Origin of the sequence: Hymenobacter sedentarius, assembly GCF_001507645.1 — a bacterium.
Classification (GTDB): Bacteria; Bacteroidota; Bacteroidia; order Cytophagales; family Hymenobacteraceae; genus Hymenobacter; species Hymenobacter sedentarius.
In genome coordinates this window covers 1,671,658-1,690,477 of record NZ_CP013909.1, presented here as the reverse complement: position 1 = coordinate 1,690,477, position 18,820 = coordinate 1,671,658, and the positions used below count along the sequence as shown (strand labels likewise).

Here is an 18,820-nt window from a genome sequence, read left to right as displayed (position 1 = left end):
CCCACCATATACTCGTTTTCCATGTTGCACGCTTACCCTTTTTGCCGCGCTGCTGCCCGGCTGACTTTTGCGTTTCTGCTATTGGCCCTGCAGCCGGGGCTGGTGGCCGCAGCTCCGGCGGTGTCCGCCGCAACCCGGCCCGCCGCCGATAATGTGCTGGCGCGCCACGTAACGCTACAGCTCGAAGCCCAGCCGGTGAAAACCGTGCTGGCCACCATCGAAAGCCAGGTGCACATCCGCTTTCTCTATAGCCAGCAGCTTATCGGGGCCGAGCGCCGGGTGAGCGTGGCGGCCGTGGACGAGCCCCTGAGCGGCGTGCTCGAAACCCTGCTGGCTCCCCTGCGCATCGGCTACGAGGTAGTAAACAGCGGCATTGTGCTGGCGCCGGCCGTGCGGGCAGCCGTCATCCCCATTTCGGGCCGGGTGCTTGATGCCGAGGGGCAGCCCATGGCGGGCGCCACCGTACTGGAGCAGGGCACCAACAACGGCACCGGCACCGACGGCGAAGGCCGCTTCGCGCTGAAAGTGCAGCCCGGCGCCACACTGGTCATTTCGGCCATCGGCTTCAAGAGCCAGCAGCTGGTGGTGGGCGACCGCACCACGTTTGACGTGCGGCTGGTGGCCAGCGCCACCGACCTCGGCGACGTGACGGTGGTGGGCTCGCGCGGCCTGCCCCGCACCGACGTGGAACGGCCCTCGCCCGTCGACGTGCTCAATGCCAAGGAGCTGCAGCTAACGGGCCAGACCGACCTGGGCCAGCAGGTGCAGTTCAACTCGCCCTCGTTCAACTCGGCCAAAACCGGCGTGAACGGCGTGGCCAACTACGCCGACCCGGCCTCGCTGCGCGGCCTCTCGCCCGACCAAGTGCTGGTGCTCGTGGACGGCAAGCGCCGCCACCAGTTTTCGGCCCTGAACCTGAACGTGACGGTGGGCGCGGGCACGGTAGTGACGGATTTGAACGCCATTCCGTCGCTGGCCATCGAGCGGATCGAGGTGCTGCGCGACGGTGCGGCCGCCCAGTACGGCTCCGACGCCATTGCCGGCGTGATTAACCTGGGGCTGAATAAAAGCACCGGCATTGCCACGGCCAAGGTGCAGTACGGCATCACCCAGCAGGGCGACGGCGCCCAGTACCTGGCCGGCGCCAACTACGGCGTGAAGCTGGGCAAAACCAACCCCGGCTACGCCAACTTCACCCTGCAATACCAGCACCAGGGCCAGACCAACCGCACCGACAACTACGTGGGCGGCATCTACAACACGTTCAACGCGCCGGGCACGCTGCCCGCCGCCCCTACGGCCACCCAGCTCGTCAACGAAAACCAGAAGCGGGCCGAACGCGGCGTGTACGGCCCCGTGGGCACCCCTATCAAAGTGGGCGTGTACGGCAGCAACCAGGCCGACATCTACCAGGGATTTTATAACCTGGGCGTGCCGCTGGGCGACAGCAAATGGTCGGTGTACAGCTTCGGCGGCTACTCGCGCAAGGACATTCTGGCCTACGGCTTTTTCCGCAACGCCGCCCCGAACGGTTCCAACTACAGCCCCCTGCACCCCGACGGCTACCTGCCTGAGCTGCCCGGCCGCTCCGACGACTACTCGGCCGTAGTGGGCCTGAACCGCAAGCTGGCCGGCGGCTGGAACCTCGATTTCAGCACCGGCTACGGCTACAACTACCTCGACCTCTACGCCAACAAAACGGCCAATGCCTCAATGGGCACGGCTTCGCCAACGGACTTTTACGTGGGCCGCAGCGCCTTTGGGCAGAGCACCAGCGAGGTGAACGTGAGCCGCAACTACACGGGCCTGTTCGGCACCAAATCCTTCAACGTAGCCTTTGGCAGCCAGTTCCGGGCCGACCGGTTCCAGCTCAAGCGCGGCAGCGCCGAGTCGTACTTTGCCGGGCCACTGGCCACCAGCGCCGGCAAGTCGCCGGGCTCGAACGGCCGGCCGGGCATTGCCCCCGAGGACGAGACCGACGCCACCCGCACCAACGTGGGCGTGTACGTGGACCTCGAAAGCGACCTCACCGAGCGCCTGCTCCTCACCACGGCCCTGCGCTACGAGAACTATTCCGATTTTGGCAGCAACATCTCGGGCAAATTTGCCGGCCGCTTCAAGCTGACGGAGGGCATTTCGCTGCGCGGCTCCATCAACCGGGGCTTCCGGGCGCCCTCGCTGCAGCAGACGTTTAACAGCGTGACGACCTCAACGGTGCAGAGCGGCGCCATTGTGCAAACCAAGCAGCTGCGCAACGACGACGCCCGCCTCATTCCGCTGGGCGTGGCCGCGCCCAAGGCCGAAACCTCCTGGAACTACAGCGCCGGGGTGGCCGCGCAGGTGAACCAGAACCTGCTTTTCACCCTCGATGCCTACCAGATTGACATTCAGGACCGCATCATCGACAGCGAGCGCCTGATTAAGAGCAACATCAAGGCCCTGCAGACTCCGGACTTCGCGGGCATCAGCGAAATCCGCTTCTTCACCAACGCCATCGACACCCGCACCCGCGGCCTGGATTTGGTATCGACCTACAAAACCGATTTCAGCGAGCGCAGCCGCCTGAGCGCCAGCCTGGCCCTGACCTTCAACCAGACCAACATCGTGCGCACCGGCGCCACGCCCGCCGCCCTGCAGGCCGGCACCGCCAACCGTATTCTGCTGATTGACACCGTCAGCATCGGGCTGATTGAGCGGGCGCAGCCCCGCCAGAAGGTGCTGCTCTCGGCCACCTACACCTGGGGTAAGTTCAGCATCACGCCGCGCGCCTCCTACTTCGGGGCCGTAACGGCCTACGAGAAACCGGCTAACAAAACCGTGAATGGTGCCGTGGTCTATGTGCCCCACATCAGCCAGGAGTTCAAGGGTAAGACCCTGATTGACCTGGCCCTGGTGTACAATCCGGCCAAAGCCGTGTCCATCACCGTGGGCGGAAATAACCTGTTCAACGTGTACCCCGACCGGGTCGATTCGAGGCGCTTTGGCAGCTACTCCAACGGCGAGATTCCTTATACCCGCAACGCGGCGCAGTTCGGCTTCAACGGCGCCTATTACTACACCAACGCCACGTTTACGTTTTAGCAACCTCTCCAGCTCGTCCTGCTGAGCAGGGCGTTTTACCAGAATCCCGCCTCTGCCCATGACCAACCTCGTCCTGCTGCTGGTGTGCCTGGGGGCGGGGGCGGCGCTGCGACGCTGGCAGCTGGTGCCGCCCGGCGCGGCGGGTGTGCTCAACCAGCTCATCATTGTACTGCTGCTGCCGGCGCTCACGTTCCTGCACCTGGCCGAGGCGCGATTCGACCAGCGGTTTGTGCTGCCGGTGCTCATGCCTTGGCTGATTTTTGGGGCGGGCTGGGTGTTTTTCGCGGCCGCGGGGCGCCGGATGGGGCTGGAGCGGGGCACGGTGGGTGCCCTCATTCTCACCGGCGGCATCAGCAGCATCTCGTTTGTGGGGTTCCCTATTTTCGAGATGCTGTATGGCAAGCTGGGGCTGGAACTGGGTTTGGTGATGAGCCTGGCCGGCTCGATTCTGATTAGTGTGACGCTGGGCGTGGTGGTGGCCTCGTGGTACGGGGCGGCCGCGCCGTCGTGGCGGGGCGTGGGGGCGCGAGTGTTGCGGTTCCCGCCGTTTCTGGCTTTTGTGGCGGCGCTGGCGGCCCATGCGGTGGGCTACCGGCACCCCGCGCTGGTGCGTGGCGTGCTGGAAAAGCTCAGCGCGCCGTTTCCGGTGGTTGCGCTGCTCTCGGTGGGCCTGCAGCTGCAGTTTGCCGTGCCGCACGGCCGGGGCCGGCTGCTGGCCCTCGGCCTGGGCTACAAGCTGCTGCTGGCCCCGGTGGTGGTGGCGGCGGTGTACGTGGGCCTGGCCCGGCAGCACGGCCCCACGGTGAGCCTCTGCCTGCTGGGCGCCACCATCGGCCCCATGAACACGGCGGCCGTCATCGCCGACCGCTACGGCCTTGACCCGCCCCTGGCCGCCCAGATGGTGGGCCTGGGCATCCCGCTCTCGCTCCCGCTGCTGGCCCTGCTGGGCTGGTGGCTGCAGTGAGCAGTGAGCAGTGAGCAGTGAAAGAACGTCATGCTTATCTGGCGTCCGCGCAGTCGAAGCATCTCGCGTGTGGTAGTAACTCAATCGTTGCAGCGATGCAAGCGAGATGCTTCGACAAGCTCAGCATGACGTTCTTCTACTGACGTTCTTTCAACTTTTATTCCGACGAATACCCTATCCACCTCCGCTAGTATGAAACTAAAAAAAATCACCCGTAACCTCACGCTTTGGGTATTGCTGTCCATTGTGGCCGGGGCGCTGCTGGGGCATTTCCAGCCCGCCACCGCCGTGAAGATGGAGTTTTTGGGCAAGCGCTTCATCGAGGTGGTGAAGCTATTTATCAACCCCATTATTTTTCTCACCATCACGCTCGGCATCAGCACCATGGGCGACTTGAAGAAGGTGGGACGCATCGGGGGCAAGGCACTGCTCTACTTCGAGATTGTGACCACGCTGGCGCTATTCATCGGGGTGGCCGTGGCGGCGGTGGTGCGCCCCGGCGACGGCGTGGCTGTGGGCAAGCTCAGCACCGACAAGGTGGGCGAGTTCACGAAGCGGGCCGGCGAGTTTTCGTGGGGCCACTTCCTGGCCGACAACCTCACGTTGCAGGTGCTCATTGTGGCCATCATCCTGGGCATCGTGCTCAGCAAGTACGCGGGCCGCCGACCGATTATTCACTTCCTGAAAGAGACCTCGAAGTATGTGTTTCGGGGGCTGCACTGGGTGATGCTGCTGGCGCCCATCGGGGCGTTTGGCGGCATGGCCTTCACCATCGGCAAGTACGGCATCGCCACGCTGCTGCCCCTGGGCAAGCTCATGATTACGGTGTATATGACGATGGCCGTGTTCATCTTCCTCATCCTGGGCGGCATTCTACGCTACTGCCGCGTGGGCATGTGGTCGTTTCTGAAATACATCAAGGCCGAGCTACTGATTGTGCTGGGCACGTCTTCGTCGGAGGCCGGCTTGCCGGGGCTCATGGAAAAGCTCGAGCGCATGGGCTGCGCCCAGCCGGTGGTGGGGCTGGTGGTGCCCACGGGCTACTCCTTCAACCTCGACGGCACCACCATTTACCTCTCGCTGGCCACCCTGTTTCTAGCCCAGGTGTTCCACATCGACCTTTCGGCGGCGCAGATTTTGACCATGATGGGCATCCTGATGGTGACCAGCAAGGGCGCGGCCGGGGTGGCGGGCAGCGGCTTTGTGGTGCTGGCCAGCACGCTCACGGCCATGAAAGTGATTCCGGTGGAGGGCCTGGCCCTGCTGCTGGGCGTCGACCGGTTCATGTCGGAGGCGCGCTCCATCACCAACTTCATCGGCAACGGCGTGGCCACCATTTTCCTGGCCCACAACGAAGGAGCCCTCGACCACGAGCGGGTAGTGGAGGCTCTGGGCAAGCGCATGAAGCCGCTGCGCTTCCGCAAAGACCTCACCAGCGGCGAGTACCTGGGCCAAGTGGCCGAGCAGGCCAGCGAAACAGCCCGCCTGCTGAAGAACAAGAAATAGAGGACGTGCGGCCGTCGGCTTTTTTATCCCTTGCGCTGGCCCCACCCGCAGCCCCATCGCCCCGCCCGTGAACATTCTCATTGCGCCCGACTCGTTCAAGGATGCCCTGGCCGCGCCGCTGGTGTGCGAGCACCTGCGGCGCGGTTTGCAGCGGACTTTTCCGGCGGCCCACTGCCACCTGCTGCCCCTGGCCGATGGCGGCGAGGGCACCCTCGAAACGCTGGCCGCTGTGCTCGGCGGCGAATTCGTGGGAGTTGAAGTGCACGACCCGCTGTTCCGGCCCCTCCGCGCCGAGTACCTCTGGCTGCCCGACACGGCCACGGCAGTGGTGGAGATGGCCCGCGCTTCGGGCCTGGAGCAGCTGGCCGCCACCGAGCGCAACGCCACCCGCACCACCACGCTGGGCACCGGCGAGTTGCTGGCCCACGCCCTCGACCGCGGCGCCCGCCACCTTGTGCTCACGGTGGGCGGCAGCGCCACCAACGACGCCGGCCTGGGCCTGGGCACGGCCCTGGGCTACCGGTTTCTCGACAAAAACGGGCACACCGTGCTGCCCACCGGCGAGCACCTCGCCCGCGTGCACCGCATCGACGCCGCGCGGGTGCACCCGCGGTTGGCCGCCGCTACCTACCGCGTGGTGACAGACGTGACCAATCCGTTCTTTGGGCCTACCGGCGCGGCCCACGTATTTGCCGCGCAAAAAGGAGCCGATGCCGCCGCCATTGCCCACCTCGACGCGGGCCTGCGCGCCTTCGCCGACGTGCTCCAGGCCACTTTCGGGCTGGCGGTGCAGCAGCTGCCGGGCAGCGGGGCCGGCGGGGGCATCGCTGGCGGGGCGGCCGCCTTCCTGCGGGCCCGCATCGACTCAGCCGCCGACTGGGTACTGGAGCTGAGCGGGGCCGACCAGCTGCAGCAAGCCGCCGACCTGCTCATCACCGGCGAGGGCCGCGTCGATGCCCAAACCTGGCAGGGCAAGCTGCTGGGCCGGCTGCTGGCGCGGGCCGCCCACCACGCGGTGCCCGTGATGCTGGTGTGCGGCGCCCTGCTGGACGCCGACGCCGTACTCGCCGCTCCGAACGTGCTCTACGCCACCTCCATCCTTACCGAGCCCATGCCGCTAGCCGAGGCCCTGCGCCGCACCCCGGCCCTGCTCGAAACCCAGGGTGCGCTGCTGGGCCGGCTGCTGGCGCACGGCGGCATTCGCCTCAAACCGCCTTCTTTTGACATAACTGAACGGGCATGCTGAGCGCAGTCGAAGCATGACCGTTCGGTAGTAAAGTCCTCAACCAAAAATCAACCTCGGCTTACTCCATTCTCATGAAAAACTATCACCTCGCGGTTTTCCCCGCCGACGGCATCGGCCCAGAAGTCATTGCGGCCAGCCGGCAGGTGCTCCGGAAGCTGGAGCAGCTGCACGGCGGTGTGCGCTTCGAGACGCGAGAGTATGGCTGGGGCTCGGATCACTACGAAAGAACCGGGGCCATGATGCCGGCCGACGGGCTGCGGCAGCTGGAAAAAGGTGGGTTCGAGGCCATCCTGATGGGGCCAGTGGGCAGCCGCACCATCCCCGACCACGTGACGCTGTGGGGCCTGCTGCTGCCCATTCGCCAGGGCTTCGACCAGTACGTGAACCTGCGGCCCATGCGCCAGCTCGATGGCGTGGCCTCGCCCCTGCGCAACCCCGCGGGGCACCCCATCGACATGGTGTGCATTCGCGAAAACTCGGAAGGCGAGTACGCCGGCGTGGGAGGCCGGGTACACCGGCAGCGGCCCCAGGAGGTGGCCCTGCAGTCCATTGTGTTCACCCGCACGGGCACAGAGCGCGTCATGCGCTTTGCCTTCGACTACGCCCGGCAGCACGGTCGCCGGCTGGTGACCAACGTGACGAAGTCGAACAGCATGCAGCACAACATGGTGTTCTGGGACGATATTTTTCAGGAAGTAGCCACCGGATATCCCGCCCAGGCCTCTGACCAGCAGCTGGTGGACTCGATGACGGCCCGCATGGTGAGCCAGCCGGAAACGGTGGACGTGTTCGTGGCCTCCAACCTGTTCGGCGACATCCTCACCGACCTGGGGGCGGCGCTCACGGGCAGCATGGGGCTGGCCCCCAGCGCCAACCTCAACCCCGAGCGGCGCTACCCCAGCCTGTTTCAGGCCATTCACGGCTCGGCCTTCGATTTGGTGGGCAGGAACGTGGCCAACCCCATTGCCAGCATCTGGTCGGTGCAGCTGCTGCTGGAGTTTCTGGGCGAAACCGAGCTGGCCGCGCGCCTTATGCACGCCATCGAGACGGTGCTGCGCGAGCAGCGCGTGCGCACCCGCGACCTAGGCGGCACCAGTTCCACCACCGACATGACCGAGGCCGTGTGCCGGGCGCTGGAAACGGAGCCAGTTTTCGCAAAAGGCCGATAGACGGGTATGCTGAACTGTAAACTGCCTGTCATGCTGAGCGCAGTCGAAGCATCTCGGCATCTCGCCCGCTTTGTTGGCAAGCTTCTCTAATCGGTCTGTCATGCGGAGCAGTAGAGATGCTTCGGCAAACTCAGCATGACGGGCTTATTATTATCAGTAGAAGGTTTGGTTTTACCAATTATCATCGGCCGCAAACGCCAAACCTCATCACCCGCCATGAACCCCCATTACCCCGACCGCACGCCGGCCGTATCGCCCACCTCGCCGGGGTACGCGCAGCTACCCGAACTGCCGGCCCCGATGCCGCCGGGCGTGGAAGCGCACTTTTTTCCGGGTTTCACGGTGCATGCCGTGGCTACGGCGGGGGCCACCATCCACGTGCTGCGGGGCGGCAGCGGGCCCCCACTGCTGCTGTTGCACGGACACCCTGAAACCCACGTGATGTGGCACAAGATTGCCGGCAAGCTGGCGCGCGACTACACGGTGGTGCTGCCCGACTTGCGCGGCTACGGCGATTCGAGCAAGCCGGCCAGCAGCCCCGACCACGGCCCTTATTCCTTCCGCAGCATGGCCCAGGACCAGGTGGAGGTGATGGCCCACTTCGGCTTCGACACCTTTTTTGTGGCCGGGCACGACCGGGGCGGGCGTGTGGCGCACCGCCTGTGCCTCGACCACCCCGGCGCCGTGCGCAAAGCGTGTGTGCTCGACATCGCCCCCACCCTGACCATGTACGACGACACCAGCCAGGAATTTGCGACGCGCTACGTGTGGTGGTTTTTTCAGATTCAACCCTTCCCCGTGCCCGAGAACCAGATTGGTTTCGACCCGGCCTATTACCTGCAGCATCACCTCGCTGTGCAGAACAAAACGCCCGACGCCATCGCGCCCGACGCCCTGCAGGAGTACCTGCGCTGCTACGGCTGCCGGGCCACCATTCACGCCGTGTGCGAGGACTACCGCGCCGCCGCCAGCATTGACCTCGAATACGACCGGGCCGACGCCGCCGCCGGGCACCGCGTGACGGCCCCGCTGCTGGTCCTGTGGGGCGCCCGGGGCACGGTGGCCCGCCTCTGGAACGTACTTGCCACCTGGCAGGCCAAGGCCATCACCGTGTCGGGCGAAGCCCTGGATTGCGGCCACTTCCTGCCCGAGGAGCACCCCGAAGCGGTGCTGGCCCATTTCCAGGCCTTTTTTCGGGATTGAGCCGGCCGCCAGTGCGGAACGACCGCCGGCGATTTAGGAGCGCGCCTGGCACAGCTGATTTTCCCGCCCGACCTTTGCTGCTGTGGAACCTTCAACCCTGACCCAAGCCGAGCCCTGCCCCGCTCCCGCCCGCCCGTCCCTCCGGTTCGACCGCAACGAACTGGCCGGGGCGTTTGGCGACCTTGGCACGGACCTGCCGCTGCTCATCGGCGTCATTGCCGCCTCGGGCGTGGATAGCGCCGGGGTACTCATCCTGTTTGGGCTGATGCAGGTATTCTCCGGCCTGTGGTACCGCATGCCCATGCCGGTGCAGCCGCTCAAGGCGTTTGCGGCGCTGGTTATTGCCCAGAAGATTCCCGGCCGGGTCATTTTCGGCGGGGGGCTGGCCATTGGGGTCAGCATGTTTTTGCTGTCGATAACCGGGCTGATTGATGCGCTGGCGCGGCTGGTGCCCAAGCCCGTGGTGCGCGGCATTCAGTTTGGGCTGGCGCTGCAGCTGGCCACGCTGGCCCTGAAACAGTACGTGGCGGCCGATGGCCTGGCGGGCTACGCGCTGGCGGCCGTGGCTTTTCTCATCATCGTGGCCTTGCTGGGCAATCGCCGCTGGCCGGCCGCCCTGCTCGTCATTGCCCTGGGCGTGGGCTACGCCCTGGTGTTCAAACTGGACCTGGCCACGGCCCAGCGGGCCATTGGCTTGCACCTGCCCACCTGGCACCTACCCGAGCGGGCTGACATCATCACGGGAGCTTTGCTGCTCGCGCTGCCTCAGATTCCGCTGTCGTTGGGCAACTCGGTGCTGGCCACCCGCCAGATTGCGGCCGACTATTTCCCGGAGCGCGGCCTCACCGTACGGCAAATCAGCTTTACCTACTCGCTCATGAACCTGGTGAATCCGTTTCTGGGCGGCTTTCCGGTGTGCCACGGCTCGGGCGGTATGGTGGGGCACTACGCGTTTGGGGCGCGCACGGGCGGCTCGGTGGTGCTGTACGGGTGCCTATTTCTGGTACTGGGGCTGTTTTTCAGTCAGGGTTTTCAGCAGGTGGTGCAGATATTTCCGCTCCCAATTCTGGGCGTGCTGCTGTTGTTCGAAGCCCTGACGCTGGCTGCCTTGCTACGCGACATCAGCGGCAGCCGCACCGATTTGCTGGTGGCGCTGCTGGTGGGGCTGCTCTGCGCCGGGCTGCCCTACGGCTACCTGGTGGGGCTGGTGGTCGGCACGGCGCTGTACTATGCCATTAAGCGCGGCTGGGTTGAGTTGGGGAAGTAAACTTCTCCAGTTGGATTAAGGGAATGATTGGCGTTTTGTAATCTTCAGTATTATGCAGTGTTGGCGTCCACGCCCCAACGGCTGACCTTTTTCACTTAGCCATGCTGCTCGTCTAGGACCTGAACATTGAGGCCGACGTACTACCCCTTTTCAACTCCACGCACACCGAGCAGGGCGAAGCTGCCCTGCTATGCTTGTTTCGACAGCCGCCCGGCTCAGCAACATCCATTCTGGAGCGTCAGCGCATCCTGCAAGGATTTCGCCGAAACTGGACTGTGGTGGGGGAATTCTCTTATTCGACCCTATACCAGCGCGAAACACAGGCCTTTCTAGGCGATTTGAAAAGTGGCCGGACGCTGCTAAAATCTGACCCTATAAGTGCGCGGCTGGGCTACTTCTGGTCAGAAGAGCACAAGCACCGCACGCAAGCATCACTGATTCAGCTGGTGCTGTTATTTAGCAGCTTGCACGAGCGGTATTTCCGACAAATTAAGCCTACTGATTTCCCAGAATCATTTGCTTTGCAGCTGGCGTCAGCAAGGCTTTTTTTAGAAGGCTTCAACCTGAGACTGTACGCTGAGAGCATCCGGGAAAATACCTTTTCCGTGACGCAAACCGTGCAGCTCACCTGCACCCTCGGGTCCATACCGGCCGCAGAGATTCAGGCCTTTTGGGAATTTCTGTTCCTGTTTGAGGCCTACTGGTCGATTACGAAAGCAACGTTGAAACACTCTTTTTGCACGCCGACTTTCCACAAATCCGCCTTTGCGGTAGACGGGCTCTATCATCCGGCAATAGGCAATCCAGTACGGAACACCTTTCAGCAGCCCGAGAACGAAACCGTGTTCTTGCTCACGGGACCCAACATGGCCGGTAAATCAACGCTGCTAAAGGCGCTGGGCTTGTACGTTTACTTGGCACACCTGGGTTTCGTCGTGCCGGCCACGACGTGCGTACTGCCTTTTTTCGACACCATTGCCGTGTCCATCAACCTCAACGACAATCTGCGCAGCGGCTATAGTCACTTCATGACCGAGCTGCTGCACCTAAAAACGGTGCTCGAGAATGCCTCCGGCTCCCAAAAATGCTTTGCTGTTTTTGACGAGCTGTTTCGCGGCACCAACCCAGATGACGCGCTCGACATTACCCGTGCTACCATCAACGGCCTGGCGCGCTTTCCAAATTGAGTTTTCTTCATCTCAACCCACCTTAGCCAGCTGGAGCACCACGTCGCCGACAATACTCAAACGGCCGTGGACAGTTACCACATCGATTGCGTTCTGACCGATGGCACACCCTTCTTTCCCTACCAACTCAAACGCGGCTGGTCACGGCTGAAAATCGGTCGAATTCTATTTAATGAAGCAGGATTACCCGATTTGCTAGAGCAAGGGTAGTTGGTCAACGCGCTTAGAAGCTCCTGTTTGAGTTAATGAATCGGTGATGCTTCGACTGCGCGGACGCCAGATGAGCATGACGTTCTTTTATTGGTTTGGCTTCTATCCACTACTCTCCTATAGCTACAGCAGCGAGCGAATCCAGCCGCCATCTACGGCAATGGAGCTGCCGGTGATGTAGCTGGCCCGCTCCGAACACAGGAACGCGGCCAGTGCTGCGAATTCGCGGGGCTCGCCCAGGCGCCGCATGGGAATTTCGGCTTCCCAGCGGGCCGTGGCGTCGGCGGCCGAGATGCCATCGCGCGCAGCCACGGCGTCGGCCAGGTTCACCACCCGCTCGGTGCGGGTGTAGCCGGGCAAGATGTTGTTGACCGTGACGCCGAATGGTGCCACTTCGTTGGCCAGGGTGCGGGCCATGCCGGTTACGGCGGCGCGCAGGCTGTTCGAGAGCAGCAGGTTATCCACCGGCTGCTTCGCGGCGATGGACGTCACGTTCAAAATGCGGCCCCAGCCGCGCTCCTTCATGCCGGGCAGCACGGCGCGCGTGAGCTCCACCACGCTCGTGAGCAGCAAGTGCGTGGCCGATTCCCACATTTCGCGGGTCAGCGTGTCGAAGGTGCCGGCGGGCGGTCCGCCGGCGTTCGTTACCAGAATATCGACGCGCCCAAACCGCTCCATGGCGGCTTGCACCACGCGGGCGACATCGGCCGGGTTGGCCACGTCGGCGGCCACGCCCAGCACGGGCACGCCCGTGGCAGCCGTGATGGCGGCGCAGGTTTCCTGAAGGGCTTCTTCGCCGCGGGCGCACAGCACCAGCGAGGCGCCTTCGGCGGCCAGTTCTCCGGCCACGGCGCGGCCCAGGCCCTTGCTGGCGGCTGCCACCAGGGCTACTTTTCCTTGCAATCCGAGGTCCATAGGGCTACTTCTGGCGCAGGTAATCGTCGGATTTATCCAACCAGTCCTGGCGCGGAGGGCTGAAAATATCCACGTCGAGCGTGTCTTCCAGCGCCTCGGCCGTGTGCGGCACGTTAGACGGAATGTGCAGCACCTCGCCCGCCCGCACGATGACTTCCTCGCCGTCTTCGGACCCAATATGAAAGCGCAAGGCGCCTTCCAGAATGTAGGTTATCTGCTCGTTGATATGGTGATGCAGGGGCACAACGCAGCCTTTTTTGAGGTAAACGTGAGCCAGCATCATGTCATTGCCCGTGATGAGGCGGCGGGATAACTGGTCCGACAACTGCTCTTTCGGCATGTCGTCCCAGGTGTATTTGGTGACGGATTGAGTTACTTCCATGGAGTTTTGAGTGGGCTTTGATTGGGGTTGTAGTTGGCTTGTAGAGTGTGTTTACGCTCAAGAACGTCATGCTGAGCGCAGCGAACCGAAGGTCGGCATAGCCAAGCATCTTTACCTCAATAGTAGCTCAATTGTTGGGATTAGTTGCGCGGTCGAGATGCTTCGGCTGCGCCGACCTTCGGTTCGCTGCGCTCAGCATGATATTCTGTTTTCTAGGCAGCAAGCTACACCCGCACCCGCGTTGCTACGGCCGATACGCACAGCCCCATAAAGGCAATTAAAGCAAACGACACGCGCAGGCTCGTGGCCCCGGCCACTAGCCCGATAACCGGCGGCCCTAGCAAAAAGCCCAGGAAGCCAATGGTCGAAACTGAGGCCAGCGCCATGCCGGCCGACATGTGCTTGGAGCGTCCGGCCGCGCTGTACACCAGCGGCACCACCGACGACGTGCCAAAGCCCACCAGCAGAAAGCCCAGCATGGCCGTGACCAGCGTGGGCAGCAGCACCGCAATCAGCAGGCCCGTGGCCGTGAGCAGGCCGCTGAGCTGAATCACGCGCTTGGCTCCGAGGCGCGCGGCCAGCCAGTCGGCCCCGAAGCGGCCCAGGGCCATGGTGCTCATGAAGGCCGTGTAGCCCGCTCCCACCCAGGCCTTATCGGCCTGAATGACCTTTTTGAAATACACCCCGCTCCAGTCGAACATGGCCCCTTCGCAGATGAGGGCGCAAAAGGCAATGGCGCCCAGGCCCAGGAGCTCCTTGTCGGGCTTCACGAAAATGGGCTGGTTGGGGTCGACGCCGGTATCCTCGCGCACGGTGTAGCCGGCGCTCACCGCCAGACCGGCCATGATAAACAAGGCAATGAGCACGAAATGCCAGCCTGGCGTGATGGCGTGGCCAATCATGAACGAACCCACCGCGGCGGCCGCAAACCCCGCCAGGCTCCACAGCCCGTGAAACGAGGCCATAATGGGCTTGTGCTTGTAGAGCCGCTCCACGCCCACGGCCTGGGTGTTCACCGAGATATTGGTCAGGTTGCCGCCCACCCCAAACAGCACCAGGCACGGCAGCAGCTGGTAGAGGCTGCTGGCCCAGCCCAGGCCCAGCAGTGCCGTTGCGTACAGCCCCACGCCCCAGAGCACCACCTTGCGGCTGCCCTCCTTGGCCACCAGCCACCCGGTGAGGGGCAACGACAGCAGCTGCCCAATGGGCAGCGCCAGCAGCAGCAGGCCCAACTGTGCTTCCGAAATGCCCATGCGCTGCTGCACGCTCGGAATGCGCGAGGCCCAGCTGGCAAAGCACAGGCCTAACAGAAAAAACAAAGCGCCCACCGCCAACCGGTGGGCTTTTCGGGAAATGGGCGGGGCCGTTGTAGTCAATGAAATCATAAGTATACCTCCTCGGCCCGAGCGCTGGGCTGGGGCCTTCTCACACTATTTTTTAGCAAATTACAAGCTCCCCCAACGCCGGCCGGCGCGCAGTAGTTGCTTTTTTGGCAAAAGCCGTGGCCCACTTCCAACAAACGTTCCCGCTCCGAAACCATGACCCCACAGGACCGCAACAAGCAGAACGCCATTGCCTTCTACGAGCTGATGTTCAACGACTGCCAGCCGGCCGAGGCGCTGGAGCGCTACGTGGGCGACGAGTACATTCAGCACAACCCGCACGTGAAGGATGGCAAGCTGGGCTTCCTCACGTATTTCCTGCGCATGCAGGCCGAGTACCCCGGCAAGCACATGCGCGTGGTGCGCGCCGTGGCCGAAAACGACTTGGTGGTATTGCACTGCCACCAGACCTGGCCCGGCGGCCACGACTACGCCGGCATGGACATTTTTCGGTTCGATGCCAATGGCAAAATCGTGGAGCACTGGGACGTGCTGCAGGAAGTGCCCGAAATAGCCCAGAACGAAAATGGCATGTTCTGATGCAGCGCGTAGCTCACAGCAGCTTGGCCAGCTCCTGCCGATACACCGGATTGTCGGTGATGCCGTTGTGGCCTTCGCCGCGCAGCACAATGAGTTTGTCCGACGGTTTGAGCAAGGCCTTGAGCTTGAGCGACGACTCGAAGTAAATCACCTCGTCCTGGTCGCCGTGAAACAGCACGATGGGCGACTTCACTTGCCCAATCAGCTCGTTGGTGGGCAGCGGGTAGCGCACCAGGAAGCCCGGCACGAAGGGAAACAGCCGCTTGGCCAAGTCGCGCAAACTGAAGTAGGGCGCCTGCAGAATCAACAGCTTGGGATGATGCCGCGCGGCCAGCCGCGTGGCCGGGCCCGTACCCACGGAGTAGCCCAGAATCACGGTCTGGCTTTCGGGGTAATGCGTCAGCATTTGCTGGTAGGCGACGTCCACATCGGCCAAGAGCTGGGCTTGGCTCGTGATTTTGCCGCCGCTTTTGCCGTAGCCCCGGTAGTCGAGCATGAACACGTCGTAGTGCAGACGGGTGTAGGTTTCGGCGGCGCGGCCCCAGCTATCGAGGGCGCCGCCGTTGCCGTGCAGGTAGAAAATAAGGCCTTTGGAATGGGGTGCCCCAAACAAGAGGCCGTGCAGGCGGGTACCGTCGGCGGTGGTCACCCAGCGCTCCTCAAACTTGCCGGGGAAATGAAACTGGTAGTCGGCTGGCAGGCGCGTGGGGAAGAACAGCAGGCTTTCCTGCCTGAAATAAAGCAAGCAGGCCAGCGCCACATACAGCACCAGCCCAATGCCTACAATCATCAGTACCGCTTTCATTGGCAAGACGCTAACGCCCAAATTGAGCTGAAGCCATTACGAAAGCAGATCAACACAAGTCTTAGCCGCCGATAGTGGCCATGCTTTCGAAGCTGAGCTGGTGCAGCGGCCGCTGGCGCTCGGCTTCGAAGCCATTGGCGGCCCGGAAGCGGAAGGCGGCGGCCAGGGCGGCCACAATCTGCTCGTCGTCTTTGCCGCCGCGCAGCAGGGCGCGCACGTCGAGCACGCCCTGGTCGTAGAGGCAGGTTTTGATGCCGCCTTCGGCCGTGAGGCGCAGGCGGTTGCAGGTGCCGCAGAAGGTGCGCGAATACGCCGCAATGATGCCCACGCGGCCCTGGTGGCCGGCAATAGAATAGTCGGAAGCCGTGGCTCCGGCGGGCATGGGAACCGGCGTAAGCTCCCCAAAATGAGCTTCCAGGTGCTGGCGGATGCGCACGTGGTTCCACGGCAGCGATGCCGGCCCGGCCTCGTGGCTGCCGCCGTTGAAGGGCATTTCCTCGATGAAACGCACGTCGACGGGCAGGGCGCGGCTGAGGTCGGCCAGCGGAACCAGGTCGTCGATGTTCTGCCCGTCCATTACCACGGCGTTGATTTTCACCTGGATGCCGGCGTCGAGCAGGGCGTAGAAGGTTTCCATCACCTTGGGCAGCTCGTCGCGCCGCGTGATGCTGGCGAAGCGGGCGCGGTCCAGGGTATCAAGGCTGAGATTCACGGCTTTCACGCCCAGGCGGGCCAGGGCGGGCACGTGGGGCGCGGTGAGCACGCCGTTGGTGGTCAGGCTGATGTCGTCGATGCCGGGCAGCTGGGCCAGGCGCTCCATGAAGGGCACCAGGTCGCGCCGCACGAAGGGCTCGCCGCCGGTCAGGCGCACTTTGCGCACGCCCAGCGTGGCCAGCAGGCCGGTTAGGCGCAGCATTTCCTCGTAGCTCAGCAGCTCGTGCTTGGGCATGTACTTGATGCCTTCTTCGGGCATGCAGTAGAAGCAGCGCAGGTTGCAGCGGTCCGTCACGGCCAAGCGCAGGTATTCCAGCGGCCGGCCGTGCTGGTCGTAGAGGGGAGAAACCACGGGAGTGGCCGGAAGAGAAAGTGTAGGCTGCACGTTTATGACCAATTTTGTGCGGCTGTACGTAAGACGGCCGTCAAGCGCTAAACCCCCGGCACCCGCAAGGTGTTCAAGGCCTATCATGCGGGTTGGGCCCGCACCCGCTAGTAACCGGGGATTATCGAAAATTTATGTCGAAGATATGTCTTTAAAAGTCACCTTATACGGCATCACCCGCGACATCGTGGGCACGTCCGTCATTGAGCTGCCGGCGCCGGCACCCACCACGGTGGGCGAACTGCTGGAAGAAATGCGCCGGCAATACCCCGCGCTGGGCGAGCTGCGCAGCTGCGCCGTGGCCGTAAACCACGAATACGCCGACAACGACCACCCGCTCCACACCGTCGACGAAATTGCCCTAATTCCGCCCGTTGCCGGGGGGTGATATAGCGCGGATTTTTAGTCCGTGCGGGTAATTCCCTCTGCACGATTTTATAGCATCCACTCGCGGACTAAAAGTCCGCGCTACGTATGACGCCCTACCTCGCCATTACCGACCAGCCCATTGACGTGGCCGCCGCCCTGGCCGCCGTGCAAACCGACACCGCCGGGGCCGTGAACGCCTTCGTGGGCACGGTGCGCAACCAGTCGGGCGGGCGCCCGGTGCGCCGCCTGCACTACGAGTCCTACGACAGCATGGCCCTGACCCAGCTCGGCCACGTGGTAGCCCAGGCTTACGAAAAGTGGCCGATGCTGCAAGAAGTGGCCGTGGTGCACCGCAAAGGCACGTTAGAACTCGGCGACGTGGCCGTGGTGGTGGCCGTGGCCACGCCGCACCGCGCCGAAAGCTTCGCTGCCTGCCAGTTCATCATCGACACGCTTAAGCAAGTGGTGACCATCTGGAAGCGCGAGGAGTACGAAGACGGCACCGAGTGGGTGGCCGCCCACCCGTAGCTTAATTACTTGCACACAAAAAAGCCCGGCCTCTCTGGAGAAGCCGGGCTTTTTTATGGAAACATTAACCGTTTGTCATGCTGAGTGGAGCGAACCGAAGGTCGGCGTAGCCAAGCATTTTATCACCATCGGATGACTTGTTCAGCGGGGATAAGATGCTTCCTTTGTCAGTAGGACAAATGCTGCCTGATGACAAATGGGGTTTACTTGCTCGGAATCAGGTAGCCCAACGAGAGCTGGAAGGCCGAGTGGCGGGCGTTTTTGAGGTCGCCGTTGAAGTAGGTGCTGTTGTCGCTCTTCACAAAGTCGCTCAGGGCGCCGTTGTAGCGCAGGTTCAGGCTCAGGCCGTTCTCGGCCTGGTAGCCCACGCCGGCCACGTAGCCCAGCTCGTTGCGGTTCAGCCCGCTCACGTCGTTCTTGTTTTGCGCGGAGCTGGTTTCCGACTTGCCGTTGGCGGTGACAGTGGTTTGGGTTTCGTTGTTAGAGCTCAGCAGGTACGAGTACTGCGGGCCTGCTTCGGCAACAAAGCCGCCGGCGTTGATTTTCAGCAGCACCGGTACGTCCAGGTAATTGTAGTTGACTTTGCCTTCGCGCTTCTCCGTGCGCGTGCCCAGCAGCGGCAGCGTGCGGGAATACTCCGTAGGCTTGTTTTCGAAGCCCTTCTGCGAGTACAGCACTTCGGGCTGCACCGAGAAGAAGCCGTCGCTGGTCACGGGCACGTTCAGCATCACGCCACCCAAAAAGCCCACTTTATTATTGTAAGTGCTTTCGTTTTGAATATTGCCGGCCAGGTTGGAATAGTTGGCACCCGCGCGGAATCCCAACCGAATACCGTCCTGGGCCTGAGCCGATGAAACCGCCGCCGTAGCAAGCAGGGCAGCGACTAGAAATGCAGATTTTTTCATGTGGATTATAGAGAGTGAAAAATATACTCGGGAAGGCGTGCTTCGAAAACTGTGCCAACCTG

17 protein-coding genes are annotated in these 18,820 nt (G+C 63.1%); 11 read left to right on the top strand and 6 right to left on the bottom strand.

Annotated elements, in window-relative coordinates; genetic code table 11:
- Positions 1 to 21: 21 nt before the first annotated feature.
- The 8 genes from AUC43_RS06960 to AUC43_RS06925 all read left to right on the top strand — a co-directional run bounded on the left by AUC43_RS06960 (position 22) and on the right by AUC43_RS06925 (position 11,623).
- Complete coding sequence (locus AUC43_RS06960) at positions 22 to 3,081, top strand: TonB-dependent receptor domain-containing protein (protein ID WP_068191355.1); 3,060 nt, start codon at positions 22 to 24, stop codon at positions 3,079 to 3,081.
- Between the two features lie 58 nt (positions 3,082 to 3,139).
- Positions 3,140 to 4,045 (top strand): AEC family transporter, encoded by a 906-nt coding sequence (locus AUC43_RS06955; RefSeq protein ID WP_068191353.1) that lies wholly within the window; start codon positions 3,140 to 3,142, stop codon positions 4,043 to 4,045.
- A 192-nt stretch (positions 4,046 to 4,237) separates the two neighbouring features.
- Entirely contained in the window at positions 4,238 to 5,551 is a 1,314-nt protein-coding gene (locus AUC43_RS06950; protein WP_082684959.1) for a cation:dicarboxylate symporter family transporter, read from the top strand.
- A gap of 67 nt (positions 5,552 to 5,618) precedes the next feature.
- The gene (locus AUC43_RS06945; RefSeq protein WP_068191351.1) at positions 5,619 to 6,797 is read left to right on the top strand and encodes a glycerate kinase; all 1,179 of its coding nucleotides are present in this window, start codon (positions 5,619 to 5,621) and stop codon (positions 6,795 to 6,797) included.
- 71 nt (positions 6,798 to 6,868) lie between these two features.
- Positions 6,869 to 7,966, top strand: coding sequence for a tartrate dehydrogenase (locus tag AUC43_RS06940; RefSeq protein ID WP_068191349.1), 1,098 nt, complete (start codon positions 6,869 to 6,871; stop codon positions 7,964 to 7,966).
- A 216-nt stretch (positions 7,967 to 8,182) separates the two neighbouring features.
- Positions 8,183 to 9,169, top strand: coding sequence for an alpha/beta fold hydrolase (locus tag AUC43_RS06935; protein ID WP_199243509.1), 987 nt, complete (start codon positions 8,183 to 8,185; stop codon positions 9,167 to 9,169).
- Positions 9,170 to 9,251: 82 nt separating this feature from the next.
- Entirely contained in the window at positions 9,252 to 10,436 is a 1,185-nt protein-coding gene (locus AUC43_RS06930; RefSeq protein ID WP_068191347.1) for a putative sulfate/molybdate transporter, read from the top strand.
- A 194-nt stretch (positions 10,437 to 10,630) separates the two neighbouring features.
- Positions 10,631 to 11,623, top strand: coding sequence for a MutS-related protein (locus AUC43_RS06925; protein ID WP_157780971.1), 993 nt, complete (start codon positions 10,631 to 10,633; stop codon positions 11,621 to 11,623).
- Positions 11,624 to 11,956: 333 nt separating this feature from the next.
- On the opposite strand, the gene AUC43_RS06920 is transcribed toward AUC43_RS06925, so the two are convergent.
- The 3 genes from AUC43_RS06920 to AUC43_RS06910 all read right to left on the bottom strand — a co-directional run bounded on the left by AUC43_RS06920 (position 11,957) and on the right by AUC43_RS06910 (position 14,515).
- Positions 11,957 to 12,748 carry an SDR family oxidoreductase gene (locus AUC43_RS06920; RefSeq protein ID WP_068191343.1) on the bottom strand — a complete coding sequence of 264 codons (792 nt, stop codon included), beginning with the start codon at positions 12,746 to 12,748 and terminating at the stop codon, positions 11,957 to 11,959.
- 4 nt (positions 12,749 to 12,752) lie between these two features.
- Positions 12,753 to 13,130 carry a cupin domain-containing protein gene (locus AUC43_RS06915; RefSeq protein ID WP_068191341.1) on the bottom strand — a complete coding sequence of 126 codons (378 nt, stop codon included), beginning with the start codon at positions 13,128 to 13,130 and terminating at the stop codon, positions 12,753 to 12,755.
- 224 nt (positions 13,131 to 13,354) lie between these two features.
- Positions 13,355 to 14,515, bottom strand: coding sequence for an MFS transporter (locus AUC43_RS06910; RefSeq protein ID WP_068191339.1), 1,161 nt, complete (start codon positions 14,513 to 14,515; stop codon positions 13,355 to 13,357).
- A 153-nt stretch (positions 14,516 to 14,668) separates the two neighbouring features.
- Here AUC43_RS06910 and AUC43_RS06905 point away from each other — a divergent pair, with 153 nt between their 5' ends.
- Entirely contained in the window at positions 14,669 to 15,052 is a 384-nt protein-coding gene (locus tag AUC43_RS06905; RefSeq protein WP_068191337.1) for a nuclear transport factor 2 family protein, read from the top strand.
- 13 nt (positions 15,053 to 15,065) lie between these two features.
- Here the strand turns inward: AUC43_RS06905 and AUC43_RS06900 are convergent, their stop codons facing one another.
- Both AUC43_RS06900 and moaA read right to left on the bottom strand, forming a co-directional pair.
- Positions 15,066 to 15,857 carry an alpha/beta hydrolase gene (locus tag AUC43_RS06900; protein WP_068191335.1) on the bottom strand — a complete coding sequence of 264 codons (792 nt, stop codon included), beginning with the start codon at positions 15,855 to 15,857 and terminating at the stop codon, positions 15,066 to 15,068.
- A 61-nt stretch (positions 15,858 to 15,918) separates the two neighbouring features.
- Positions 15,919 to 16,923, bottom strand: a complete 1,005-nt coding sequence (gene moaA, locus AUC43_RS06895; RefSeq protein ID WP_068191333.1) for a GTP 3',8-cyclase MoaA — start codon at positions 16,921 to 16,923, stop codon at positions 15,919 to 15,921.
- Positions 16,924 to 17,101: 178 nt separating this feature from the next.
- Between moaA and AUC43_RS06890 the strand changes: the two genes are divergently transcribed.
- Both AUC43_RS06890 and AUC43_RS06885 read left to right on the top strand, forming a co-directional pair.
- Positions 17,102 to 17,344 carry a MoaD/ThiS family protein gene (locus AUC43_RS06890; RefSeq protein WP_068191330.1) on the top strand — a complete coding sequence of 81 codons (243 nt, stop codon included), beginning with the start codon at positions 17,102 to 17,104 and terminating at the stop codon, positions 17,342 to 17,344.
- Positions 17,345 to 17,430: 86 nt separating this feature from the next.
- Positions 17,431 to 17,853, top strand: coding sequence for a molybdenum cofactor biosynthesis protein MoaE (locus tag AUC43_RS06885; RefSeq protein ID WP_068191328.1), 423 nt, complete (start codon positions 17,431 to 17,433; stop codon positions 17,851 to 17,853).
- A gap of 203 nt (positions 17,854 to 18,056) precedes the next feature.
- On the opposite strand, the gene AUC43_RS06880 is transcribed toward AUC43_RS06885, so the two are convergent.
- Positions 18,057 to 18,758, bottom strand: coding sequence for a porin family protein (locus AUC43_RS06880; protein ID WP_068191326.1), 702 nt, complete (start codon positions 18,756 to 18,758; stop codon positions 18,057 to 18,059).
- Between the last annotated feature and the right edge of the window lie 62 nt (positions 18,759 to 18,820).